This window comes from Nocardia sp. NPDC127526 (assembly GCF_042672265.1).
In the GTDB taxonomy this organism is placed as follows: domain Bacteria; phylum Actinomycetota; class Actinomycetes; order Mycobacteriales; family Mycobacteriaceae; genus Nocardia.
Window position 1 is genome coordinate 227,127 of sequence record NZ_JBHXVO010000006.1, and the last position, 24,768, is coordinate 251,894.

A 24,768-nucleotide genomic window follows, 5' to 3' on the forward strand; every position below is an offset into this window, starting at 1 on the left:
CTCGGACGCTAGGACCATTCGAACCGGTACTCAACATGATTCATCGCATCGTGTCGGACGGCCCACATTCGAGCGCTGTCCGCGCGTCGGTGCGGTTGGATGGCGCCGGACCGCCTGCGGTCAGATCCGCGCCCCCTTCGCGCGATTGCATGCGCGGCACAGGATCTGAAGGTTGGCCGCGCTCGTCGCCCCGCCCCGGCTGAGCGGGATGATGTGGTCGAACTCCAGATAGTGGCTGTCCCCGCACTCCACGCACTTGCCGCCGTCGCGCTGCCACACCTGCGCTTTGACTTCCTGTGGGATGGAACGCGTGTCGCGGCGGCCCGGGGTGAGCGCGAGTCGTTTCGCCACGCGCAGCGCGCCTTCCATGGTCGCGGCCACATGATCGGGATCGGCCACCTCGAACACGGCGCCGCCGCGCGCCGAGGTGGCGGCGACCAGCACCCGCCCGCCCTCCGAGGTCACCGAAACCACACGCGTCCACAGCATTTCGGCACCGGTGTCGGAGCCGGTGAAGCGCAGCTTCTTATTGCTGCAGATGAGTCGGCCCTCGGTGAGCTTCGGCCCGCGCGCCAGCTGCCGGATATGGATGGCCGGCACATCCAGATGCAGTTGCTCCTCCGGATCCAGGTGCAGCCCCGTGGCCGGCAGCACCGGCATCTCGCCCGAACGCAACCGGGTGAGCATGCGGCCGCGCTGCATCCGGCGGCGCAGATCCTCGATCAGCGGCCCGCTCAGCCCGAACGCGCCGACGGCCCGGTCGAAAGCCTCCATCTCCGGTTGTTCGATCGCCCCGTCGGCGAAGGCGAAGGCCACCAGCCGCTCCACATGGTCGTGCGCGAGCGGCCGCAGCGATTCCAGCGCCCGCGTCACGTCGATCTGCTGATAGCGCAGCGCCGTCCACAGCGCGTCCCAGTCCTCGCCCTGCGTGCCCACCGTGCGCAGCACCCGCTCGACCCGCCCCCGCCAGGCCAGCAAATAGTCGTCGATCTCTCCGGCGCACTCCCGGCACGGAGCGGGCGCGCCGAACAACCGCCACCGCCGCGGCCGCCCGCACCGCGGGCAGTGCCGGGCATCCACCGGCAACTGCGGCCGCATCGCCGCGGTCCACTCCGACCCGTCCCACCAACGCAGCCGCCCCGCCTGCTCCGGATCCGGATGCCAGTCGGCCCGTTCGGGATTCGGCGGCGGTGGCGGCGGCATCTCCGGCCGCTGGCGCTCGAGCGAGAACCCGCGCCGCGGCCCTCGCTGCCCGGATTCCGGCGTGCGCTGCCCCCGAACTGGCGTGCGCTGCCCTTGATCCGGCGTGCGCTCGTCCCGATCGGGCGCGGGCTCGTCTCGGCCCGAACTGCGCTGTTCCTGATCGGGCGTGCGTTGTCCTCGATCCGGTGCGAGCTGGTCTCGGTCCGAGGTGCGTTGCCGTCGATCTGGCGTGCGCTGGTCTCGGTCCGAGGTGCGTTGCCCTCGATCCGAGGTGCGTTGATCTTGATCCGGTGTCCGAGTCTGGGTCTCCGGCTCGTCCACCTGCACGCCGAACTCGGTCACGATGCCCGCCAGCCCGCTGGTCCACCCCTGGCCGATGGCGCGGAATCGCCACTGCCCGTCGCGGCGATAGAACTCCCCGAACATCATGGCCTGCACCGAGTCCGAGTCGGCGATCTCGAACCAGGCGACCGGGCGGTTGTGGTCGAACACCGTCAGCACCAGGCCCGGCACCTCGGTGAAGGATCCGCCCTCCACCGACCCGGTGAGCACGATCCGCGACACCTCGGATTCCGTGCGCGGCAGCGATACCGACAGTCGCGCGGTCCCCGGCCCCGGCTCCAGATCCAGCGTCACCGCCTGCGACACGTGCCGGGGAGCGTTGAAGAACACGAAATCCCGATCCGAGCGCACCTGCCCGGCCTCGGACAGGAGTAAGGCATGCGCATCCACCTCGTGCTCCGACTGCCACGAAAGGACAACCGTCAGAAGCGATGTCGGAACCGGCGCATGGCCACCCTTGGTGAGTTTCATTGTGATCGAAGTTTGCCACGCGACTCCGACACGCCCGCCGGGCCGCAGAACCGCCCGGTCGGAACACTCTGTGCCCTATCCGAAACAGTCCCGCACCACTACGTGATGCACAGTGGAACCATGACCACTCCGACCGGCCCCGCCCGCAAGCCCCCGGCATCGCGCGCCAAACCCCAGACCTCCCGCGTCCCCACCGCCGCCGACATCCTCGCGGCCGCCCAGGCCGCCGTCGAAGCCGCGCAGACCGCCGCCGGCCAAGCCCTCGACTCGGCCCAGCTCACCGCCAGCACCGCCTTCGACACCGCGGTCCGCCTGCCACCGGCCTCGGTCCAGCTGGCCGCGCAACTCCCCGACCTCATCGAGAACCTCACCATCGCGGTGGACCGCCTCAACTCCACCATCGACCGCCTCGACCGCACCCTGGCCCTGGCCGAGCCCGCCTTCGCGGCCTACGACCGCATGCTCACCCGCCTGGAGGGCGTCACCGCCCTCACCGAGGAACTCTTCACCCGCCTCGACAAACTCCCCGGCGCCTCCCTCCTGGGCCGCATCACCGGCACCCGCTCCACCCCCGATCCCGAACCGTCGCAGGAGAAGCCCCGAGGTCGGCGGAGGTAACCGTCCGGCGCTCGGTCAGGCCGAAGGGAGCGGGGCGGATGGCGTCACGCCGAGGCCGGGCAGGGCGCGCAAGGAGGCCGCGGCCTTCCAGACCATTTCGTGGTACTCGTCCTCGGGGTCGGAGTCGAGGACGATCGCACCGCCGGCGCCCACGCGCCAGCGGCCGTTGTGGCGGACGGCGGTGCGGATGACGATGTTCAGGTCGGCGGTGCCGCCCAGGCCGAGGAAGCCGATGGTGCCGGAATAGATGCCGCGGGCCTCGGTCTCCAGCTCGTCGATGATCTCCATGGTGCGCAGTTTCGGGGCGCCGGTCATCGATCCGCCGGGGAAACACGCGCGCAGGCAATCGATGACGTCGTGATCGGCCCGCAGCGTGCCGCGCACGGTCGAAACCAGTTGGTGCAAAGTCGTATACGTCTCGACGGCCATGAGCTTCGGCACGTGCACCGAACCGACCTCGCAGACCCGCCCCAGGTCGTTGCGGAGCAAGTCGACGATCATGAGGTTCTCGGCGCGGGTCTTGGGGCTCAGGGCCAGTTCGGCCGCCAGCGCCGCATCCTCGGCAGGAGTGTGCCCCCGCGGGGCCGTGCCCTTGATGGGCTTGCTCTCGACCGTGCCCGCCCGATCGATCTTCAGGAAGCGCTCGGGGGAGGAGCAGGCCACCTCCAGATCCGCGAATCGCAGAAACGCCGCGTACGGTGCGGGATTGCAGCGGCGCAGCGTGCGATAGACGCTCAGGCCCGCACTGCCGGCGGTGGGCTTGGCGGGCACGTACGCGCTGTCGGTGATGCAGATTTCATAGGACTCGCCCGCAAGCAACTGCTGCTTGCACACCTCGACATCGGCGAGATACCGTTCCCGGCCCCGGGTCAGCAGCGGCGCGACGCCGCGCTCCTCGGTGCGCAGCACCATATCCGGCGGATTCTCCCAATTCGGAACGGTTTCCAGAATGGCTTCCGTCGCACTGAGCCACTCCCGCGCAGCAGCAAGGGAATTCGCCTCGGCCAGCGCCAGCAGATGCGTCCGCCCCGCCTCGTGATCGACCACGATCAGCCGGTCCGCGAAGATCCACTGCGCATCCGGCGTCGGCGCGCGATGCGCCGCGGTCGCGCCGCAATCGGCCTTCATCTCGTACCCGAGGTACCCGACATAGCCGCCGACGAAATCGAAAGGCACATCCGGGAATTCGATCCGCCGGCGACGTAGCTCATCGGCCAGGTAATCGAGCACCCCGCCCGGAACGAAGCGCCGCCCGGCCGCGGATTCGACTTCCACCTGCCCCGAGCCCACCCGGTAGCGCACGGTCTCCGCCAGCGGCCCGGACGCGTCCCCGAGGAACGAGAACCGATCCAGCCCCGGTTCGACATGCTCACTGTCGAGCCAGAAAGCGCTGGGGGACCGGGCATACAGCCGATCGAACACGATCTCCGCGTCCACGGCCCGCTCCAGCACCATCTGCTCCACGCGATACTCGACACCGGCATCGAGTTCCCGAGCCTCCGTCGACGCGGGTGAAACACGCTGCGGCGCTTCGGCTCTCCGGAACGCGATCGGAGCCTTCCGCCACCCCTCGGTCAGCGCGGCGAAATTGCGCAGAATCGTCTTGCCGTGCTCGCTGGCAATGGATTCGGGATGGAACTGCACTCCCCACTGCGGCCGGCTGCGATGCCGGACGCCCATGATCACACCGTCGGGCGAGGTGGCCGTCACCTCGAGCTCGTCCGGCAGCGGCGTGGCCGCGCACAGTGAGTGATAGCGCACCGCCGTGAACCCCTGCGGCACATCGGCGAACAGCTCCCGGCCGTCGTGGGTGATGAGATCCGGATACCCGTGCCGCGCCTCCGGTGCGGCGGTGACCACACCGCCCGCCGCGATCACGATCCCCTGATGCCCCAGGCACACACCCAGCAACGGCAGTTCCGCCCGCGCGATCACCTCCGCCGAAATGCCGAAATCCCGGGGAACATCCGGCCGCCCCGGGCCGGGGGAGATGACGACGTTGTCGAAGCCGTCCAGATCGAGTTCGGCGAGCCTGGCCACCTCGTCATTGCGCACGACCACGGGTTCGGTCCCGTTCACCTCACTGATCAGCTGATACAGGTTGTAGGTGAACGAGTCGTAGTTGTCGATCAGCAGCGTGCGCATTTGGCACGCACATTACGCCTACCCGCCACGCCCATCGTGTACCGGTGCCCGCGACACGCATGCTCCTGACCTGGGGGAATTCTGCAGGACCAGATACTGCTGGCATATGCCTTCAGTTCTATTGGTGGCCTACGGCACAATGTTGGGCATGTCTGTAGTGCAGCCCGTCGAGGTGGATCGCGACGTCGTGGATTTCGCGATCGTCGGCAAATGGATGGATGAACAGGGCTTGCCCGGTGGCGAATTCACCGGCGTCAAACCCCTCGGCGGCGGAACGCAGAACATCATGCTGCGCTTCACCCGCGGCGGCCGCGACTACGTCCTGCGCCGTGGCCCCAAACATCTGCGCACCGCCAGCAACAATGTCATCCGCCGCGAATCCCGCATCCTCGGCGCGCTCGACGGCACCGGCATCCGTGCGCCCAAGGTCATCGCGGCCTGCGGCGACGAAGCCCTCATCGGCGCGGCGTTCTATCTGATGGAGCCGATCATCGGCTTCAACCCGCAGACCGAGCTTCCCGAACTGCATGCCAACGATCCCGAGATCCGCCGGCAGATGGGCCTGTCCGCCGTCGAGGCCATCGCCCGCCTCGGCTCCCTCGACCACGAGGCGCTCGGCCTGGCCGACTACGGTAAGCCCGAGGGCTTCCTGGAACGCCAAGTCCCGCGCTGGCTTTCCGAACTCGAGGGCTACAGCGCCAATGAGGGCTACGCGGGTCCGCAGATTCCCGGGCTCGAGCGCGTCGGCGACTGGCTGGACCGCAATCGCCCCGCGCCGGCCCGCCCCGGCATCCTGCACGGCGACTGTCATCTCGCCAACATGATGTTCCGCTACGACGGTCCCGAAGTGGCCGCCATGGTCGACTGGGAGATGTCCACCATCGGCGACCCGCTGCTCGATCTCGGCTGGCAGATCGCCACCCGCTTCGAACCCGGCACCACCGGGGCCTCCCTGGTCGGCAGCCTCGGCGCGGTCGGCGGCCTGCCCGCCCCGGAGGAGATGGCTGCCCACTACGCCAAGTTCTCCGATCGCGACATCAGCCAGGTCACCTGGTACACGGTGCTGGCCTGCTTCAAGCTCGGCATCGTCCTCGAGGGCACCTACGCGCGGGCGTCGGCGGGCAAGGCGCCCAAGCAGGTCGGCGACTTCCTGCACGCCATCACGCTGGAGCTCTTCGAGAAGGCGCACAAGCTCATGGACTGAGCGGTCCGCGAACTTGTCGCGATATCGTCGAGCGTTGGCAGAATATTGCTGTTCAAAAAGATTCTGACACCGTAGATTGTCGGTCATGTCGATCGTTCCGGATGCCAAGGACTGGACCTGGGTGCTCGAGCGCACCTGCACCGATTGCGGATTCGATCCGGCGGCCACCTCGTTCGAGGCGGTCCCGGGTCTCACCCGCGACAGCGCCGCGCGCCTGAGCGCCGCCCTCGAACGCCCGGACGCCGCTGTGCGCCCGGACGATTCGACCTGGTCGGCCCTCGAGTACGCCGCTCACGTCCGCGACGTCTGCCGCATCTTCGAGCACCGGCTCGACATCACCCGCACCGCGTCCGCGCGGCCCGGGCCGGTGATCGGCGGCTACGACCCGTCGGTGACCATCGACGATGCCGGAATCCCCATGTTCGCCAACTGGGATCAGGACGTCACCGCTATTGCCGAGGACTACGGCAGCCAGCGGCCCGCCGCGGTCGCGACCGAACTCGGCACGGCCGCCGACGCCGTGTCCCGCGCCTTCGCCTCGGTACCCGCGGAGGAGCTCGGCCGGGCGGCCAAGCGCAGCAACGGTTCCCGGTTCACCGTGGAGTCCCTGGGCATCTACTTCATCCACGATCTCGTGCACCACGTGCACGATGTGGAGAAGGTCTAGCCCAACTCGGCGGCCACCGCGCCGGAGAGCAACCGGCGCGCCCGGTCGAGGGTGATCGAGCCGCTGAGCCAGCGCTCGCTGAGACCCTCGACCAGGGCGGTCAGCCGTTCCGCGGCATCGGCCGCATCGACTCCGGCCGGCACCGAATTCTCTTTCTGCGCCTGCCGGATGAGGGATTCGATGTAATCCGTCCACGACCGCGTCGAAACCCGCAGCGGTTCCCGCAGATCCGTATTGAACACCGCGCTGGCCCGCAGCTCACCCCAGGCGATGCTGTTCTCCCGGACCTCCTCGGTCTCCTGGAGCTCCAGCAGCAGCACTTCTTCCACCTGCCGGCGCGCATCCGCGCCGGCGCAGGTCCGGTCGGTGTAGCAGGCGGCTCGGTGATCGATGTGCGCGAGCGCGGCCAGCACCACGCCCCGCCGATCCTTGAAGTGGTAGTAGATCAGCGCCGTGGACACGCCCGCCGCGGTCGCCACCTTCTCGATGCGCAGGCCGCGGACGCCGTCCTGCGCGATGACGCGGACGGCGGCCTCCAGGATCTGGGTCTGGCGGTCGGACACGAAAAACCTCTCTCTACAGCGCGGGTTCCTGCTGCGTGGCGCAGTGGATGCCACCGCCCCCCGCCGCCAGCGCATCGATGGCGACCGGCACGATCTGCCTTTCGGGGAAGAGTCGCGCGAGGGTGGTCGCGGCGGCGCGATCGGCAATCGGATCCCCGAACTCGGGGACGATGACCGCGCCATTGCAAACATAGAAGTTGATGTAGCCCGCCGCGAAGTCCTCGTTGTCCTCACTCGCCCATTGCGAGCGCACCGTGGCCGGCGCCTCGAGCACCTCGACCTGCAGTCGCCGCCCGCGCGCGTCGGTCGCCGCGCGCAGAATATCGAGGTGGCGGCGGGTCACGTCGTGGTCGAAGGAATCCGGGTCCTGATCCAGCGCGGCCACCACCACACCGGGTGTGGTGAAGCGGGCGTAGAAATCGGTGTGCCCGTCGGTGATGTCGTACCCGGCGATACCCGGCAGCCAGATGACCTTCTCGATGCCGAGCAGCCACCGCAGTTCCTCCTCGACGTCGGCCTTCTTCCACCCCGGATTCCGGTTGTTGTTGAGCACGCAGCTCTCGGTGATGATCGCCGTGCCCTCGCCGTCGACCTCCAGGCCGCCGCCTTCGAGGATCAGATCGGTTTCGAGCAGTTCGGCGCCGGTGCGTGCGGCGATGAAGGCCGCCAGCCGGGCGTCCTTGTCATAGTCCTGTTTCTCGCCCCAGCCGTTGAAGTTGAAGTTCACCGCGGCCTTGTTCGAGCCGGCCACGAAGACCGGGCCGGAGTCGCGCAGCCACAGGTCGTCCATCGGAGTCTCGACGAGTTCGATATTCGGGCCGAGCAGATTGCGGGCGAGATCCATCTCGCCGGGCCGCACCAGCATCGACACCGGCTCGAAGCGGGCGATGGCCTGCGCGATGGCGGCCAGATCGCGGCGCACCGCCGGCAGTAGCTCATCGCCCCACACCTTCGCGCTCGCGCCGAAGGCCATCCAGGTGCGCTGGTGCCGGGCGGCCTCATCGGGCATACGCCACATACGTTCATCCTCCACAGCGGTAGGGGACTGCCGCGGGGGGAAACCGCATCCCGCGAGCACGGCGCTCGCTACGGCCATTCCGGCCTGTATGAACTGACGCCGCTGCATGGAAGTCGCTCCTCGTTCGTGGGCCGCCCGTTCGATCGGGCGGCCCGTTGGCGATCACCAAGCTAATCCTGACTAAAAAATTAGTCAAGGTGATTCCGCTGGAAATCCCATGGACCGGCCGCGGGGGCGGGACCTACTCTGACGCGATCCAGAGGAGGGGATTCCTGATGTCAACCCTGCAGGTCACCGTCGAACGATTGATCGTCCATCCGCACGCCAACGCGGACCGGCTCGAGCTGGCCCAGGTCGGGCTGTACCGCGCCGTTATCGCCAAGGGACAGTTCACGACCGGTGACTATGCGATATACATTCCGGAGCAGGCGATCCTGCCCGAGGAGTTGATCTCCGAGCTCGGGCTGACCGGGAAACTCGCCGGGTCCCAGAAGAATCGGGTGAAGACGGTGCGGCTGCGCGGAGAGATCTCGCAGGGCATCGTCGGGTTGCCGGCCGCCCTGGCCGGCGTCGATCTGGCCGCGGCCGAGGCCGAGCGGACCGACTTCGCCGAACTGCTCGGCATCACCAAATGGGTGCCGCCGGTACCGGTCTCGATGTCCGGGCAGGTGGAATCCGCGCCCGATCTGATCCGGTGGATCGACGTGGAGAACATCAAGCGCTACCCGGGCATCTTCGAGGCCGGGGAGCAGGTCGTCGCCACCGAGAAGATCCACGGCAGCGCCTGCCTGATGACCTATCTGCGCGAGGGCGATCAGGTGCTGGTGTCCTCCAAGGGACTCGGCGGCCAGTCGCTGGCGCTGGTGCCCGCCGACGGCAACCTGTACTGGCGCGCCATCCGGCGGTTCGGACTGGTCGAGGCGGCGCGCAAGCTCGGCGAGGCCCTCGGCCTGGCCCGTGTGGGGTTCTTCGGCGAGGTGTACGGCGCGGGCGTGCAGGACCTGCACTACGGTGCGGCCGCCGCGCACGACGACACCCTCGGCTTCGCGCTGTTCGATGTGGTGATCGATCCCGCCCCGGAACCGGTGCGCTGGCTCGGCCACGCCGAAATCGGTGCCGTCCTGGCGGATCTCGGGATTGCCGTGCCGCGGGTGCCGGTGCTGTACGAGGGGCCGTACGACGCCGAACTGCTGCTGAACCTGGCGGAAGGCAAGGAGACCGTCTCCGGCTCGGAGGCGAATATCCGTGAGGGCCTGGTGGTTCGCCCGGCGGTGGAACGGCAGTCGCCGATCCTCGGCGGCCGCGCCATCGGCAAGATCGTCTCCAACGCCTACCTGTTGCGCGACGGCGGCACCGAATACGAGTGAGCAAGCGGGCGGCCCGATGACGGGCCGCCCGCCCACGGGCTCAGCGGCAGCGCAGCAGCGCCGCGCGCAGGTTGCGGGAGCGGACGTCGTCCAGCACGGCCATGCCGAGCCGGTTCATGACGTACCCGAAGCCCAGACCCGTTGCGGGGTCGGCGAATCCGAACGATCCGCCGTAGCCGGTGGTGCCGTAGGCGCGCTTGTCCGAGCCGAAACGGAAACTGCCGCGCGACTTCCGGAAGCCCAGGTGGTAGCGGCTGGGCGTGAGCAGCACCAGATCCTCGGCCGGAACATCGTCGGCGGTCTCGGCGGAGGCCAGGCGCGCCAGCACATCCCGGTCGATCGGCAGCTCACCGGTCGCCCCGGCCGCCGCACCATAGACCCGCGCCAGCGAGCGCGCCGTCCCCACGCCACCCGCGGCGGGGCTCTCCACGGCCAGGAATTCGCGCCGGGCCGCTCGCGCGGGCGCACCCACCTGCGGGCTGTTCAGCGCCTGGAACGACAGCCCGCGTTTGGCGAACAGCTGAATCCCGATGCGCACCGGCAGATCCCGCTCGTACCGCAGCACATCCAGCCCCTCGGTCGCCGACAGCTCCGCGACCCGGCCCATCGAGACCTCCTCGGGCAGGCCGATATAGAAGTCCAGCCCCAGCGGCCCCGCGAAATCCTCCGCGAATACTCGCCCCAGCGTCCGATGCTCCGGATCGACCCGCCGAATCAACTCCCCGTGATACAGCCCCGCCGTAATCGGGTGATACCCCTGCCGGGTCCCCGGCCGCCACAACGGTTTCTGATCAGCGAGAATCCTCGCCAGCCCATCCAGATCCCCCATATCCTTCAGCCGCACCGGCCGATCCAGCGCCGCCAGCCCCGCCTGATGATCCAGCAACTGCCGCACGGTAATCGACTCTTTCCCATGCGCCCCGAACTCCGGCCAGTACTTCACCACCGGCGCCTCGTACTCCAGCAACCCCCGCGACACCGCCGCCGCCACCACGAACCCGGTCATCCCCTTGGTGGACGACCACACCGGAGCCATGGTGTCCCGCTCCCAAGCCTTCGTCCGCCTCCGGTCGCGATACCCCGCCCACAGATCCACCACCGGCCGATCCCCGTCATACACGGCCACCGCCGCCCCGATCTCCCCATGCTGGGAGAAGTTCCGGCGAAAAGCATCAGCGACAGGCCCGAACCCGGACTCCACCTCGCCATGGATCTCAACACGCGCACTCATGATGCCCAGATCGTATCGACCCCACCGAGCAACGCCACCCCCGCGACGACCGCCCCCCCGCGCCCACCGAATGCCATCTCGCGGTCGGGCCTGGATCGCCTGCTGATCGGGCTGCGTCGCACTATGGACGAGCCGTGCCGCTCGGGGGCAGGCTGCTTCGCGTGGTGATCAGGCTGCCGCGGCGGCCGGGTATTGCGCCAGGAATTCGAGGATGGCGGCGTGCCAGCGATCCGGCTGCTCGATCATCACCACGTGGCCGCCGGGGAGTTCGAGGTACTCGGCGCCGGGGATGGCGGCCGCTTGCTCGCGCGCGCCGGCGGGGTCGACGAGGAGGTCTCCGGACAGGCCGATGACGAGGGTTGGTACCGCGACGCGGGGGAGGTCCGCGGTGATGTCGACCGCGGCGACCAGGGCGGCCTGGGCGGCGGTGCCGCCCGGAACGCCGGCCGCCATCTGTTCGAGCATGCCGGGAAGCTGGTCGGACGGAATCGCATTCACGAAGTCGGCGCTGAACCCGGCGAGCAGCGCGACTCGGGCGAATGATTCGCGGTCACCGGCGGCCAGCAATCGCTGCCACAGCTCCACATTGGCGCGCGCCCGGTTGTCCGCCCGCACGAATCCTGCGGTCAGCACGAGCCCGCGCACTCGCTCCGGATGTCGCACCGCCGCACGCACGGCCACCGCGGTGCCGAGCGAGTAGCCGATGATCGTGAATTCCTCGGACCCCGCTGCCGCCGCCTCGGCCACCAGAGCGTCTGCGAGCGAATCCAATTCGAGCGGAGTGTCATCCGCGGGATAGTCCGACCCGATCACCGTGTGCTGTGGGGCCAACACCGGAATCAGCGATCCGAAGTTGGCCGCGATCCCGCCGCTGGCGCCGTGCGCGAGCACGATCGCCGGGCCGGAGCCGGCGACGGTGGTGGTGAGGACGGGGGCCGGTGCTGAAATGTTCGTCATGCCGCCGACGTTAGGGATTCACATGGGTGTGAAGGTCAAACCGATGTGCGGGAGGTCACAGTGCTGATCGGCGAGCTGTCCCAGCGAACCGGCGTCCCCGCCCGCCTCCTCCGCTACTACGAGGAACAGGGACTCCTTGTCCCGCACCGCGACTCCAACGGCTACCGCACCTACGACGACTCCGCCCCCGCCACGGTCACCCGCATTCGCGACCTCCTCGAAGCCGGCCTCCCCACCCGCGCCATCCGCGAACTCCTCCCGTGCGCCACCGACACCGGCTACCAGCATTGCGCCCACTCCCGAAAAGTGGTCGCCGACGGCCTATCCCACCTCGAATCCCAGATCGAGGACCTCACCCGCCGCCGCACCCTCCTCGCCCGCCACCGAGAATCCCTCCTCGCCAGCCCTGTCAACCCCGAACCGGCCATCCACCCCGAACTCGCCGCGGACGCGTAACCGCTCGCGAGCCCGGCACAACCAACGTCGCTGGTCGTTGTGGCGCATGAGGCGGTTGCAGTGATCCCCCTGTCTTCGAGGACGATGGGGACGGTTGAGGTCGCCGGGTGGGTGAAGTCGGTGCCGTTGGGTAGCTGACGGGTGGGAGTGGGTGGGGGACACGTGGACCCTGTGCGGGTTTGCGGGGTTTGACCAGGTAGCGTGGCCTTACGTGCCGGGACTGAATCGGATTACCGCGTCATTGCTGCGGACGAAGCCTGTTGAGCAGCTCGCCTCGGATGGGGAGCACAGCGCATTACGCCGGAGTATGGGGCTGGTTCCGCTGATCGCGTTGTCGGTGGGGGCGACGCTGGGGACGGGCATTTTCGTGGTGCTGGGGGAGGCCGCGCCGCTGGCCGGGCCGGCGGTGGTGATCTCGTTCGCGATCGCGGCGCTGGCGGCGTTGTTCTCGGCGTTGTCGTATGCGGAGCTCGCCAGTGCGGTGCCGGTGTCGGGGTCGGCCTATTCCTATACCTATGCGACGTTGGGCGAGATTGTCGCCTGGGTGTGCGGGTGGTGCCTGCTGTTGGAGTACGGCGTTTCGGTGGCGGCGGTCGCCGTCGGGTGGGGCTCGTATTTGAACGAGTTCCTCGGTTCGACGATCGGGTGGCGGATTCCGGAAGCGCTGTCGGCCGCGCCCAGCGAGGGCGGCATCATCGATCTGCCCGCTGCGGTCGTCGTGCTCATTGCGACCGCGGTGCTGCTGGAGGGCGTGCGGGAGAGCGCGCGCGTCACGACCATCACGACGCTCATCAAGATCTCGGTGCTGATCTTCTTCGTGGTCGTGGCCGTGACCGCGTTCAACTCCGGCAACCTGCAGCCGTTCGCGCCGGCGGGTGTCGCGGGTATCGGGGCGGCCGCGTCGATGGTGTTCTTCTCGTTCATCGGCTTCGATGCCGCGTCGACCGCGGGTGAGGAAGCCAAGAATCCGCAGCGGGACCTGCCGCGCGCCATCATCATCTCGCTGGGCATCGTCACCCTGGTGTACGTGCTGGTGGCGCTGACCGCGGTCGCGGCGGTCGGCGTGGACGATGTGAGCAGCTCGGGCGCCTCGCTGGCCACCGTTCTCGAGCAGGTGACCGGAAAGGGTTGGCCCGCCACCATTCTCGCCGCGGGCGCGGTGATCGCCATCGCCTCGGTGGTGCTGACCGTGCTGTACGGGCAGACCCGCATCCTGGTGGCGATGTCCCGCGACGGGCTCATGCCGAAGGTGCTCTCGCGGGTCGGCGCCAAGCGGGTCCCGACCGTCAACACGTTCGTCGTCGGCGGCGTGGTCGCGGTGCTGTCGGCGCTGGTCCCGCTGGGCGAACTGGTGAACGCCACCAATATCGGCACCCTGGTCTCCTTCGCCCTGGTGAACATCGGCGTCCTCGTGCTGCGCCGCACCAAGCCGGACCTGCCCCGCACCTTCCGCACGCTGGTGCCCCTGGTCCCGGTCCTCGGCGTCGCCATGTGCGTCTGGCTGCTGGCCCACCTGCCCGGCGTGACCTGGCTGGCCTTCACCCTCTGGTCGGCCGTCGGCCTGGTCGTCTACTTCACCTACGGCCGCCGCCGCTCCGCCCTGAACAAGCCCACCCACACCGAACCCCCCGTCCCCGAACCCCTCCCATAAAGCTCGTAGGCTCTTGGTGTGCGAGCGCTGGAGCAGATTCAACGGTGGCCGGTTCGACATGCGGCGGCGGGTGTCGCGGTCAAGGACAGGGGAGTGGTCGACTCCGAGGGTGATCTCGATCGGGTGTTCCGGCTCGCGTCGGTGACCAAACCCCTTGTGGCGTACGCGGTTCTGGTCGCCGTCGAGGAGGGCGCGGTCGAACTCGACCAGCCCGCCGGGCCGCCGGGCTCCACCGTGCGGCATCTGCTGGCGCACACCTCCGGTCTGGCCTTCGACACCACCGAGGTGCTGGCCGAACCGGGCGCGCGGCGGATCTACTCGAGCGCCGGCTTCGAGGTGCTGGCCGACTTCGTGGCCGCGCAGACCGGGATCCCCTTCGCCCGCTATCTGCACGAGGCCGTCTTCGAACCGCTCGGCATGAACTCCTCGGCGCTGTCCGGGTCCGCCGGACACGCCGCGCGCTCCTCGGTCGCAGACCTGCTGCGGTTCGCTGTCGAATTGCTGAATCCCGAGATCGTGAGTGCGGAATTGCTCGCCGAAGCATCCACAGTGCAATTCCCGGATCGCAATGGCGTGCTCCCGGGCTACGGGTCGCAGCGTCCCAACGACTGGGGTCTGGGCTTCGAAATCCGCGATCACAAATTGCCGCACTGGACGGGCGGTTCGAACTCGCCCGGAACATATGGCCATTTCGGACAATCCGGTACTTTTCTGTGGGTTGACCCGGAAGTCGGCATGGCGTGTCTGGCGCTGGCGGACGAAAATTTCGGTGACTGGGCGCGGATGGCGTGGCCGACCCTCAGCGATGCCGTGATCGCGGAGTTTGCGTAGAACTCCGACACGTCCAAGAAGTAACACTCGTAACTCCGGGCACTCCAGTAAACTCGGGCAACGCCGGCTCTCGGGGTCGTTGGGGAAGACGTCCCTCGTCGAAGCCGGAGGTGTCAGTGGTGCGCGCGTCTAGTCAGTTCGCCGAGGCGACGTCTGGAGTCGTCTACATTCATGCGTCGCCAGCCGCGCTGTGCCCGCATATCGAATGGGCGCTCACCTCGACGCTCAAGGCGCCCGCCAAACTCCGCTGGACCGCACAGCCGGCCTCCTCGGGAAATCTGCGTGCCACCACCGATTGGTACGGTCCGGTCGGTACTGGCGGCCGGTTAGCCAAGGCATTGCGAGATTGGCCCGTGCTCTACTTCGAGGTCACCGAGGACCCCAGTGAGGGCGTGGACGGTGAACGCTACAGCTTCGTCCCCGGCCTCGGCCTCTGGAACGGCGCCATGAGCGCCAATGGCGATGTCATGGTCGGCGAGATGCGCCTGCGCGCCATTGTCGAATCGGCCCGCGCCCAGGGCCGCCAGTCCGCCGCCGACATCGCCGCCGAAATCGACCGCGCCCTCGGCACCGCCTGGGATGCTGCCCTCGAGCCCTACCGCCTCGGCGGCGAAGGCGCCGAGATCACCTGGCTGCGCCGCGACGTCGGCTGACCGCCCATCGGAACCCGTCCTGCCCGAAATGCGCTGCCTCGAAAGGAGTCTCCCGTGAACCGGTGGACCAGCCGTCCACTCACCCTCCTCGCCGCCGGCGCCCTGGCGGTGACCCTCGCGGCCTGCTCCGACGACGCCGACTCCCACGAGGGCCACAGCACCGCCGCGCCCAGCACCACCGTGCGTGCCGATGACACGCCTACCCTCGGCGATCCGGTCCACTGCGGCACCGGCCCCTTCGGCCTCGCCGTAGTCGCCTTCACCACCAAGGGCCCCGACTTCTGCCCCACCGCCCTGGCCGTGGTCAATGCCTACGCGGAGGCCCGCAACCAGCAGCCCGAGGGCGATATCCCCGTCACCGTCGACAACATCCGCTGGGTCTGCGGCGAACGCCAGGGCGACCCCAACCCCTTCCAGCAGTGCGCCAGCCAGAACGAATCCCAGGACAAGGTCCGCCTCATCTCCTGACGGCTACCCGCTGTTGCGCGGCACCCCGGCGCAGTCGATCGGTTCCGCGTGCGCCGGATCGAGCGCATTCAGAATGTGCTGGCCGACAATCGGATCGGCGGCCATGAAGATGTGCTCGCTGAAGTCGGCGGGGCAGGCGTCCTGGACCACGATATTGGTGATGTTCGGCGCGGCCGGCGCCATACCGCTGGTGTAGGGGATGACCGCTTCGTCGTAGCGGGTCATGATGTTGGTGTACTCGATGCTCGCCGGAAACGGGTCGCCGGCATTGACGGTGTTCAAATAGTCGGAGCCGGACAGGAAGTCGAGCACGGACTTGCTGAAGATCCCGACGACGGCATCGGTCACCGGTCCCAGCCCGATGCCGTTCAGCGCGTGGTACAGGTGATTCAGCCCGAGCAGGGTGGAGCCGTTCCACAGCGGTGTGATGTTGACGGACTTGGCGACCTTGGCATGCCCGCCCAGCACATTGATGTACCAGCGCGGCATCACCGTCCCCTGGGAGTGGCCGATGAGATCGACCCGCTCGGCCCCGGTGGCCGCGAGCACCCGATCGATGAACGGCGCCAGCTCGTTCGCCGCCACCGCGCGCATATCGGCATGCCCGGGTAGCGACAACCCGCCGAGCATCCCCGCGACCGTGCTCGGATCGATGCCGTAGGTCAGCGTGAACACGCAATACCCGTTGTTGGCCAATAAGGGTGAGATGTACCGGTAGTTCTGCGCGGGCCCGCCGCTGGTGCCCGAGATCAGCACCACCGGTTCCGGGTGTGCCGCACTGGGTTTGCAATTCCAGTCATTGGCTCCCGGCGGCGTGCCGCGAAAGTCGATCACATGCGGCAGGATCCCGGCCAGATTCTCCACCGGACCCCACGGAACATGATGGGGCAGTGCGGGTTCCGCCGCCGCCCGGCCCGGACCGTACCCGAGCGCGGCCAGGATGACGAGCATCGGCGTCAGCCATGAAGTTAGAGAGCGCATGTTATCTAAAGTAGAGTGACGCGCATCACTCACTCTATGGCCCTGCGCCAGAACACGATTCGAGAATGTGTGCGTCCGACCAAGCCGGGTGGCGGAGCGGCTAGCGGGCGCGCAGCATTCGACCCGCCGCCTCGACCGCTGGACCGGAACTGCCGGCGTCGCTGATGAATACGGCGAAGGCGAGATCTCCGTCGATGCCGACGAACCAGCCATGGGCGTGTTTGTCGTCGATGTATTCGGCGGTGCCGGTCTTGCCCAGCAGGCCCGGGATGTCGCGCAGGGCCGTGGCGGTGCCGCCGGTAATGGTCTCGCGCATCATGGTTTCGATTTGATCGGCGATGCCCGCGGGCAGTGCCGCCGGTGCGCGGTCCGGGGTGCCGGGCTGTCCGGCGACCACGGTGGGGGCGGGGACGGAACCGTGGGCGAGGGAGGCGGCGACGAGGGCCATGCCGAAGGGCGTTGCGGTGACGGTGCCCTGGCCGATTCCGGATTCCACACGTTCGGCGGGAGTTTCGGCGAGCGGTACCTTGCCGGTCACGGTGGTGAGTCCGGGTGTCACGTAATCGATTCCGAGGCCCAGCTGGGCGGCGGCGTTGGTGAGCCCGTCCGCGGGCAGCCGCACCGCGAGCTGACCCATTGTGGTGTTGCAGGATTGAGCGAAGGCGGTGTGCAGCGGGACCTGGCCGAGGTCGAAGTTGTTGTCGTTGGGGATACGGCGGCCTTCGATATTCGCGCTGCCGGGGCAGGGGACGACCGTGTCCGGGGTGACGATGCCCGCTTGGAGTGCGGCGGAGACGGTTACCGTTTTGAAGGTGGAGCCCGGTGGGTAGAGGCCGGTGAGTGCTATGGGGCCTTGCAGGTCGGCGGCCGAATTCTGGGCCATGGCAAGCACATTGCCGGTGGAGGGCTGCAAGGCGACGATCGCGGCGGGCTGAGTGACCGGGGCGAGGGCGGATTCGGCGGCCTGCTGCAGGGCGAGGTCCAGCGTCGTCCGAATATCCGTGGTGGCCTTCGGATCCTGTCCGGCAATACGGACGGTGCTGCCATCCGCGGTCTTGGCGCGCACCGCCCAGCCGGCCGCGGCGTCGGCGTTCTGCTGCCATAGCTCGGCGAGGCCCGAGAGCGTCGGTGAAGCGAGAGACTTGTCGGTGGTCAGCAGCCGGGTCTGCGGCGCCAGCGTGACGCCCGGCAGGGCCGCGAGCTGCTGCTCGATCGGCGCGAGATCGGCTTCTCGCAGGCTGATCGCCGTGACCGTTTTTCCTTGTGCGCCATCCAGATCCGATTGCAGCGATGCGGCGGTGATATCCGGCGCGATGGGCGCCAGCAGCGCTGCCACACCGGCCGTGTCCGCGCCCGGCGCGAGATTCACCAGGGTGACGACCTGCTGGGCCATCAACTCGCCACCGGCCGCGTCCAGCACCCGTGCGGGCTGCTGCGGGTAGGAGGGACCGTAGCTCAGCGGACCCTGTTCCAGACCGGGCGCGACGGTCGCCGGATTCCACGTCACCTTCCAGCCATCGGAGTCCGCCGCCGTGCCGGTGGTGGTGTAGGACCACTCGTGCGCACCGCCGCTGCCGAGCTTCCAGGTCGCCGCCAGCGTGAAAGTGCCTTTGCCGCCGTCCTTTCCGGTCTCGCGCACCTCGAACCTGGCTTCCTTGCCCAGCCCGTCGTAGAGCCCGGTGAGCGCGGTGGAGGCGGCATTCGGATTGTCCGTGAGCGCCGCCGCGGCCGCGACATCATCGGCATTCAACGCATCGGCGAACTGCTGGGCCACGGACTCGGGCTGCTCCGGTCCGGAGGCGCAGGCGGCCAGGGCCAGCGCAGGCGTCACGAGCAGGGCGAGAATCCTGGTTGGGGTGCGCACCCGCCCGACCCTACCGATCGGAAGCGAATCGCGGCCGGTGCGCCTTCGGCCTGCGTGTCTCAGCCTGCCGGCGCCGGAGCCTTCGCCATCGGATCCGGATCGTCGAGGGGTTCGACATCCTGCCCGTTCAGGATCCGGGGCAGCCGATCACGGTCGAGCTGACCTTCCCACCTGGCGACGACCAGCGTGGCGACACAGTTGCCGAGCAGGCCGACAGGGCCAGGAAGGACGAACCGGCAAGCCCGCCATGCCTTTGGAGGTGAGCATGAGCAGTTTCGGATATGCCGGAACGCTAGAAGCGGCATGTAAAGCCACCATGTCCCTTTTGTTGCGCACGGCAACCAAATCCATATACTCGCCCGCCGGCCCACTCCCCGGGATGCGTGCATAGTCTCCGCCGGAATGGGTACTCCCCATACAAGAACGCGGGCAGTCTCAACGGCGAGACCGCCCGCGTTCCCTGTTTTACGGTCTACAGCGGGATGTTCTTGTTGTGCTGCGCCCGGGCCGGAGCCGCGGCCAGCGCGGCGGCGATGGTGGAGCGGGTCTTGGCCGGATCGATGACCTCGTCCACGACGCCGATGGCGATGGCGCGTTCCACGCCGCCGGCGATCCGCTCGTGCTCCTCGGTCAGCCGCTCGATCAGCGCCTCGCGCTCCTCCTCGGGAGCGGCGGCAATGGCCTTCTTGTGCAGGATCCCGACCGCGGCCTTGGCGCCCATGACCGCGACCTCGGAGCCCGGCCAGGCGTACACGGCCGTCGCGCCCAGCGCGCGGGCGTTCATGGCGATGTAGGCGCCGCCGTAGATCTTGCGGGTCACCAGGGTCACCCGCGGCACGCGGGCCTCGGCGAAGGCGTGCAGCAGCTTCGCGCCGCGGCGCACCACGCCCTCCCACTCCATGCTCACACCGGGCAGATAGCCCGGCACATCGGTGACCACGATCATCGGAATGCCGAAGGCATTGCACAGCCGCACGAAACGCGCTGCCTTCTCGGCGCTTTCGGAGTTCAGGCAGCCACCCATGCGAATCGGGTTGTTGGCCAGCACACCCACCGTGCGCCCGCCCAGACGACCCAGGCCGGTGACGATGGAGCGCGCGTACCCGCCCTGCAGTTCCTCGAAAGAGCTTTCGTCGCCGACATTGTCGAGCAGTTCGTGAATGATCGGCTTCACGTCGTAGGCGCGCTTGGCCGACTCCGGCAGCATGGCCTTGAGGTCGACATCGCCGTGCGCCGCTGCGGCCAAGTCGAATTCGCCCTGCTCGGCGAACATCGACACCAGCCGCCGCCCGCGGTGCATGGCATCGGCCTCGTCGTCGGCGACGATATGGCAGACGCCGGACTTCTTGCCGTGGGTGACCGGCCCGCCCAGCGTCGCCATGTCCACGTTCTCACCGGTGACACTGCGGACCACGTCCGGGCCGGTGACGAAGATACGGCCCTCGGGGGCCATGATCACGATATCGGTCAGCGCGGGACCGTAGGCGGCGCCGCCGGCCGCGAAGCCGAGCACCACCGAAATCTGGGGGACCTGACCGGAGGCGCGGACCATGGCCTCGAAGACCAGTCCGACCGCGTGCAGCGCCTCCACCCCTTCCGCGAGGCGGGCGCCGCCCGAATGCCACAGTCCCACAACGGGAATCTTGGACTCGATGGCCGTATCGATGGCATCGACAATGTGCTTGCAGCCCTCGACGCCCATGGCGCCGCCCATCACGGTCGCATCGGAGCAGTAGGCGACGGTGCGCACGCCGTCGACCTCACCGATGGCGGCGAGCACGCCGGACTTGTCGCGGGGATGCAGCGGGAGCACGGTGCCGGGATCGAAGAAGCGCTGCAACCGGCCCAGCGGGTCCCGGGGATCGGTCGCGGTATCGGCATGCGCGGGAGCCATGATGGTCATCGCAAACTCCTGGTGAGAAGTGCGGTCGCGGAGAGCGGCTGCGAATGTCAAAGTCCCGGCGGGGAGCTCGGTGCGGGATCGCCATCCGAGCCCCCGCCGGGACCGCTTGTCTTACTGACCGGTTCTGAACGACCTGATGTCAGTACCGGCCGAAGGCGAGCGCGACATTGTGCCCACCGAAACCGAAGGAGTTGTTGATCGCGTACTCGATGTCCTGACGGCGAGCCTCGCCGTGCACGACATCCAGGTCGATCTCCGGATCCTGGTTGTCCAGGTTCAGCGTCGGCGGGACGATGCCGTCCCGGATGCTGAGGACCGTGAGCACCGACTCGAGCGCGCCGACGGCGCCGATCGAGTGGCCCAGGGCGGACTTGGGCGCGTAGACCGAAGCGTGCTGGACGCCGGCCTTGTGAATCGCGTTCTTCTCCGCGGTGTCACCGATGGGGGTGGCGGTCGCGTGCGCGTTCACGTGGGTGATGTCCTTGGCGGACAGACCCGCGGTCTGGATCGCGCGCTGCATGGCGCGTGCCGCACCGGTGCCCTCCGGATCCGGCGCCACCAGGTGGAAGCCGTCGGAGGTGATACCCGCGCCCAGCAGCCGGGCGTGGATGGTGGCGCCACGAGCCTTGGCGTGCTCCTCGGTCTCGATGACCATGAGCGCACCCGCCTCGCCGAAGACGAAACCGTCGCGATCCTTGTCGAACGGACGCGAGGCGCCCTTCGGATCGTCGTTGCGGGTGCTCATGGCACGCATCATCGAGAACGCGGCGATCGGCACCGAGTCGATGAAGCCCTCGACGCCACCGGTGACGACCATATCGGCGTCACCCATGACGATCATCCGCCACGCATTGGCGATGGCCTCCGAACCCGACGAGCACGCCGAGACCGGAGTGATCACTCCCGCCCGCGCCTTGAGCTCGAGACCGACGACCGCCGACGGACCGTTCGGCATGACCATCTGAACAGCCAGCGGCGAGATCTTGCGATAGCCGCCGTTCTTCAGCTTGTCGACCGAATCGATGAGGGCATCGCCGCCACCGAGACCGGTGCCGATGGCCACACCCAGCCGCAGCGGGTCGACCTCCGGGGAGCCGGCGTTCTTCCAGACCTCACGACCGAGGACCATGGCGAGCCGCTCGACATAAGCCATGCGGCGGATCTCGACGCGATCCAGCAGCGTGTCCGGCGACACCTTCAGGTGCCCGCCGATCCGAACCGGAAGGTTGTACTCCTCGATGAAGTCGTCCTCGAGGACGTCGATCCCGCTCTCGCCGTTGAGCAGGCCCTTCCACGTCGCATCGACGTCACCGGCGATCGACGTGGTCGCCGCCATGCTCGTTACGACGACGTTGGGGAAGTTCCCATTCAAGGTGGAAGGAGTGGTCACGTGTCGGCCTTACTTGTCGCCGAACTTGGCCTTGAGCTCCTCGGCCGCGTCCGCGTTCTCGGCCTCGAGCTTCTGGATGTAGGCCACCGCGTCGCCGACGGTCTTCAGGCTCGCCAGGTCCTCATCGGGGATCTTGACGCCGTACTTGTCCTCGGTCTGGACGGCGATCTCGACCATCGACAGCGAGTCGATGTCCAGGTCGTCGACGAAGGACTTCTCGATGGTCACCTCGGAGGGCTCGATGCCGGTCACCTCTTCGATGATCTTGCCGAGCTCTTCGACGATCTGTTCCTGGGTCAGAGCGGCCACTGTGGTGGCTCCCTTCTTGTCTTCGTGTAGTGGGGATGTGGGGTGTTGATTTCCTGCCGCGGTCTACGCGCCCCATCGCCGTTGGTGGAGCAGACCGCGAGTCAAGCTAGTCCGCGGCTGTGAGTTCTGCCAGCGCGGGGAGGTCCGCGGGTGTCTTCAGCGCCAAATTCGGGGTGCCCTTGAGCTCCCGCTTGGCGATGCCGACCAGGGTGCCCGCCGGCGGCAGTTCCGCCACCGCGGAAACTCCTGCCGCGCGGATCGTCTCGGTGCACAGGTCCCAGCGCACGGGGCGGGTGACCTGGGCGGCGAGCTTCTCGATCGCATCCTGGCCGGAGGCGACCGGCTGGCCGTCGAAGTTCGACAGCAGCACTCGCGTCGGCTCGCCGGGCACGATCTTGGAAACAGCCTCCGTGACAGCGTCCTGGGCCGGAGCCATGAACGCGGTGTGGAAGGCGCCGGCGACCGGCAGCGCTCGAACGCGAGCCTTCTCGGGCGGGTTGGCCGCGAGTTCTTCGAGCGCCCCGAGCTTACCCGCTGCCACGATCTGACCCACCGCATTGCGGTTGGCCGGGATCAGGCCGAGTTCCTCGAGCCGGGCGAGCACGACGGCTTCGTCGCCGCCGAGCACCGCCGACATGCCGGTCGGCTCGAGTGCGCACGCTTTGGCCATCTCCGCACCGCGGAGGGCGGCCAGGGCCACGGCGTCGTCGGCGGAGATGACTCCGGCGACGGCGGCAGCGGCGAGTTCGCCGACCGAATGACCGGCGACGATGGTGTCCGCGGGAAGCGATTCCTGCGGGATTTCCGCGAAAGCAAGCAGGGCAGCCGCGACGACCAGCGGTTGGGTAACCGCGGTATCGGTGATCTCTTCGGCGGTCGCGGTGGTGCCCAACCGCAGCAGGTCCAGCCCCGAGGCCTTCGACCACAGCGCGATGCGATCGGTTGCGCCGGGAAGTTCGAGCCAAGGAGTGAGCATGCCGGGTGTCTGAGAGCCCTGTCCAGGGGCGAGCAATGCGATCACGCCTCTAAGAGAACACTGTGAGGCCGGTCTCCAGAGATGTCGGCACGAATGAAGCTTCCGGAGGTCTTTTGTGGGGTGTCCACAAAAGGGGAGGTGGGTTGTGCCGATCGTCCGATTCGGTGGACGCGTTACATCCCCTCTTTCGGATCTGTGACAACTGGGATCTCTGAGGTAGGAGTAGGTGATTCGTTACGGGTTCGTGTCAGCCTGCCTATGGTGGCGGCGATACGTAACACGTAAGCATCGCGCGGATTCATCGGATCGCGACCAGTGATGTCGGCTACGCGCTTCAACCGATAACGCACGGTATTTGGATGGATGAACAGTTGCCGAGCGCAGGTCTCGACCGCTCCACCGCAATCCAGATAGGCGTCCAAGGTATTGGACAGGTCCGCGGCGGCGGCCAACGGTAACACAATGTTGTCGTTGAGAGCCTCCACCGCGGCGCGATCGCCGAGCAGGGCTCGCTCGGGTAGCAATTCCGAGGCGTGCACCGGGCGTGGCGCGCCGCGCCAGCCCACCACCGCCTCCATGCCGGCCATGGCCTCCACCGAGCTGATGTGCGCGGCGGACAGGGTGCGCGTCGTGGGGCCGATGACGACCGGGCCGTCGGAGAAGACCTCGCCGAGGAGGTCGGCCAGGAAGGGAGAGGGGTACATGGTGTCGCCCAGATGGCCGCTGACGACCATCACCAGGCGGGTGCCCTGGACGACGGCCAGCGCATTGCGGCCGTGCCGTGCGGCGATGCCGTGCACGGAGCCGACGACCGCCGCCACTTGATCTTTCGGGGGTGTGCCGACCAGGACCGTGGCGGGGGCGGTGGCGTCCCAGTTGAGAGTGGCCGCGCGGGAGAGCATTTCGGGGCCGGTATCGCCGCGCACCACGGCGTCTACGACGAGGGCCTCCAGGCGGGTATCCCACGCGCCGCGAGACTCGGCCGCGCTGGCGTACACCGAGGCGGCCGCGAAACCGAGCTCCCGCCCGTATCGCAGTACCGCCTCGGTGAGCGCCACCAGCTGCCGGTCGTTGCGCGCCAAGGCCGGTAGCCACTGTTCGAAGAACTCCATGGCCACGCGGACCATGTCGACGGTCTGGCGCAGCGTCAGCCGCCGCGCCAGATCGTCCGGGATGACCTGGAAAGCGTCCAGGCTGAATCGGATATCGCTTTCCGGGTCCTGCAACCACTCCAGAAAGTTCACCACCGCCGTCTGCACCAGCAACTGGACTCCCGCGCGTTGCGCGGCATCCAGATTGGCGAAGAACGGCAACCGCTCCTGCATCGAGGCCACGGCCTCGGTGGAGAGCCGACCCGAGAACTGCTTCACCCGCTTGAGCAGCGTGTCGGGAAGCGGATCGCGGGTCTGCCGGTTCGGGGAGAGCGCGCCGGTCGGGAGGTACACCTCGTGTTCGGAGGAACCTTCGTTGATCCGGCGCGGCCTCGGCGGTTTACGTTCC

General features: G+C 68.2%; 22 protein-coding genes. 9 read left to right on the forward strand and 13 right to left on the reverse strand.

Annotated elements, in window-relative coordinates; translation table 11 throughout:
* Window positions 1–120: 120 nt before the first annotated feature.
* A complete protein-coding gene (locus ACFVIV_RS14200; RefSeq protein ID WP_379196117.1) occupies window positions 121–2,016 on the reverse strand; it encodes a TerD family protein in 1,896 nt (631 codons plus the stop codon).
* Window positions 2,017–2,136: 120 nt separating this feature from the next.
* Here ACFVIV_RS14200 and ACFVIV_RS14205 point away from each other — a divergent pair, with 120 nt between their 5' ends.
* Window positions 2,137–2,634, forward strand: a complete 498-nt coding sequence (locus tag ACFVIV_RS14205) for a hypothetical protein (protein ID WP_379196119.1) — start codon at window positions 2,137–2,139, stop codon at window positions 2,632–2,634.
* A gap of 15 nt (window positions 2,635–2,649) precedes the next feature.
* Here the strand turns inward: ACFVIV_RS14205 and pabB are convergent, their stop codons facing one another.
* Window positions 2,650–4,779, reverse strand: a complete 2,130-nt coding sequence (pabB, locus tag ACFVIV_RS14210) for an aminodeoxychorismate synthase (RefSeq protein ID WP_379196120.1) — start codon at window positions 4,777–4,779, stop codon at window positions 2,650–2,652.
* Window positions 4,780–4,918: 139 nt separating this feature from the next.
* Here pabB and ACFVIV_RS14215 point away from each other — a divergent pair, with 139 nt between their 5' ends.
* Window positions 4,919–5,983 (forward strand): phosphotransferase family protein, encoded by a 1,065-nt coding sequence (locus ACFVIV_RS14215; protein ID WP_379196122.1) that lies wholly within the window; start codon window positions 4,919–4,921, stop codon window positions 5,981–5,983.
* An 85-nt stretch (window positions 5,984–6,068) separates the two neighbouring features.
* The gene (locus tag ACFVIV_RS14220) at window positions 6,069–6,650 is read left to right on the forward strand and encodes a DinB family protein (protein WP_379196124.1); all 582 of its coding nucleotides are present in this window, start codon (window positions 6,069–6,071) and stop codon (window positions 6,648–6,650) included.
* Here ACFVIV_RS14220 and ACFVIV_RS14225 read toward each other — a convergent pair.
* Together ACFVIV_RS14225 and ACFVIV_RS14230 are read right to left on the reverse strand one after the other, a co-directional pair.
* Window positions 6,647–7,213, reverse strand: coding sequence for a TetR/AcrR family transcriptional regulator (locus ACFVIV_RS14225; RefSeq protein ID WP_379196125.1), 567 nt, complete (start codon window positions 7,211–7,213; stop codon window positions 6,647–6,649). The genes ACFVIV_RS14220 and ACFVIV_RS14225 overlap by 4 nt on opposite strands.
* 13 nt (window positions 7,214–7,226) lie before the next feature.
* Window positions 7,227–8,339, reverse strand: a complete 1,113-nt coding sequence (locus ACFVIV_RS14230; RefSeq protein WP_379196127.1) for an agmatine/peptidylarginine deiminase — start codon at window positions 8,337–8,339, stop codon at window positions 7,227–7,229.
* A 167-nt stretch (window positions 8,340–8,506) separates the two neighbouring features.
* On the opposite strand from ACFVIV_RS14230, the gene ACFVIV_RS14235 reads away from it, so the two are divergent.
* Complete coding sequence (locus ACFVIV_RS14235; RefSeq protein ID WP_379196129.1) at window positions 8,507–9,598, forward strand: RNA ligase (ATP); 1,092 nt, start codon at window positions 8,507–8,509, stop codon at window positions 9,596–9,598.
* Window positions 9,599–9,638: 40 nt separating this feature from the next.
* Here ACFVIV_RS14235 and ACFVIV_RS14240 read toward each other — a convergent pair whose 3' ends face one another.
* Both ACFVIV_RS14240 and ACFVIV_RS14245 read right to left on the reverse strand, forming a co-directional pair.
* Complete coding sequence (locus ACFVIV_RS14240) at window positions 9,639–10,829, reverse strand: serine hydrolase domain-containing protein (RefSeq protein WP_379196131.1); 1,191 nt, start codon at window positions 10,827–10,829, stop codon at window positions 9,639–9,641.
* 168 nt (window positions 10,830–10,997) lie between these two features.
* Complete coding sequence (locus ACFVIV_RS14245; RefSeq protein WP_379196133.1) at window positions 10,998–11,786, reverse strand: alpha/beta fold hydrolase; 789 nt, start codon at window positions 11,784–11,786, stop codon at window positions 10,998–11,000.
* 45 nt (window positions 11,787–11,831) lie between these two features.
* Between ACFVIV_RS14245 and ACFVIV_RS14250 the strand changes: the two genes are divergently transcribed.
* The 5 genes from ACFVIV_RS14250 (at window position 11,832) to ACFVIV_RS14270 (ending at window position 15,845) form a co-directional block, all read left to right on the forward strand.
* Window positions 11,832–12,242, forward strand: coding sequence for a MerR family transcriptional regulator (locus tag ACFVIV_RS14250; RefSeq protein ID WP_379196135.1), 411 nt, complete (start codon window positions 11,832–11,834; stop codon window positions 12,240–12,242).
* A gap of 211 nt (window positions 12,243–12,453) precedes the next feature.
* Window positions 12,454–13,893 (forward strand): amino acid permease, encoded by a 1,440-nt coding sequence (locus tag ACFVIV_RS14255; protein ID WP_379196137.1) that lies wholly within the window; start codon window positions 12,454–12,456, stop codon window positions 13,891–13,893.
* An 18-nt stretch (window positions 13,894–13,911) separates the two neighbouring features.
* Complete coding sequence (locus ACFVIV_RS14260; protein ID WP_379196139.1) at window positions 13,912–14,724, forward strand: serine hydrolase domain-containing protein; 813 nt, start codon at window positions 13,912–13,914, stop codon at window positions 14,722–14,724.
* 119 nt (window positions 14,725–14,843) lie between these two features.
* Window positions 14,844–15,377, forward strand: a complete 534-nt coding sequence (locus tag ACFVIV_RS14265) for a DUF3145 domain-containing protein (protein WP_379196141.1) — start codon at window positions 14,844–14,846, stop codon at window positions 15,375–15,377.
* Between the two features lie 54 nt (window positions 15,378–15,431).
* Window positions 15,432–15,845, forward strand: coding sequence for a hypothetical protein (locus ACFVIV_RS14270; RefSeq protein WP_379196142.1), 414 nt, complete (start codon window positions 15,432–15,434; stop codon window positions 15,843–15,845).
* A gap of 3 nt (window positions 15,846–15,848) precedes the next feature.
* Here ACFVIV_RS14270 and ACFVIV_RS14275 read toward each other — a convergent pair whose 3' ends face one another.
* The 7 genes from ACFVIV_RS14275 to ACFVIV_RS14305 all read right to left on the reverse strand — a co-directional run bounded on the left by ACFVIV_RS14275 (window position 15,849) and on the right by ACFVIV_RS14305 (window position 24,740).
* On the reverse strand, window positions 15,849–16,826 hold the full coding sequence (locus tag ACFVIV_RS14275; protein ID WP_379196144.1) for an esterase/lipase family protein: 978 nt from the start codon (window positions 16,824–16,826) through the stop codon (window positions 15,849–15,851).
* A 100-nt stretch (window positions 16,827–16,926) separates the two neighbouring features.
* Window positions 16,927–18,690, reverse strand: a complete 1,764-nt coding sequence (locus tag ACFVIV_RS14280) for a penicillin-binding transpeptidase domain-containing protein (RefSeq protein ID WP_379196146.1) — start codon at window positions 18,688–18,690, stop codon at window positions 16,927–16,929.
* A gap of 472 nt (window positions 18,691–19,162) precedes the next feature.
* Entirely contained in the window at window positions 19,163–20,593 is a 1,431-nt protein-coding gene (locus tag ACFVIV_RS14285) for an acyl-CoA carboxylase subunit beta (protein ID WP_379196148.1), read from the reverse strand.
* Between the two features lie 139 nt (window positions 20,594–20,732).
* Window positions 20,733–21,983, reverse strand: a complete 1,251-nt coding sequence (locus tag ACFVIV_RS14290) for a KasA/KasB family beta-ketoacyl-ACP synthase (RefSeq protein WP_379196150.1) — start codon at window positions 21,981–21,983, stop codon at window positions 20,733–20,735.
* A 9-nt stretch (window positions 21,984–21,992) separates the two neighbouring features.
* Window positions 21,993–22,292 carry a meromycolate extension acyl carrier protein AcpM gene (gene acpM / locus ACFVIV_RS14295; RefSeq protein WP_067541463.1) on the reverse strand — a complete coding sequence of 100 codons (300 nt, stop codon included), beginning with the start codon at window positions 22,290–22,292 and terminating at the stop codon, window positions 21,993–21,995.
* A 106-nt stretch (window positions 22,293–22,398) separates the two neighbouring features.
* Entirely contained in the window at window positions 22,399–23,313 is a 915-nt protein-coding gene (locus ACFVIV_RS14300; RefSeq protein WP_379196152.1) for an ACP S-malonyltransferase, read from the reverse strand.
* Between the two features lie 128 nt (window positions 23,314–23,441).
* Window positions 23,442–24,740 (reverse strand): PucR family transcriptional regulator, encoded by a 1,299-nt coding sequence (locus ACFVIV_RS14305; protein WP_379196374.1) that lies wholly within the window; start codon window positions 24,738–24,740, stop codon window positions 23,442–23,444.
* Window positions 24,741–24,768: the final 28 nt, after the last annotated feature.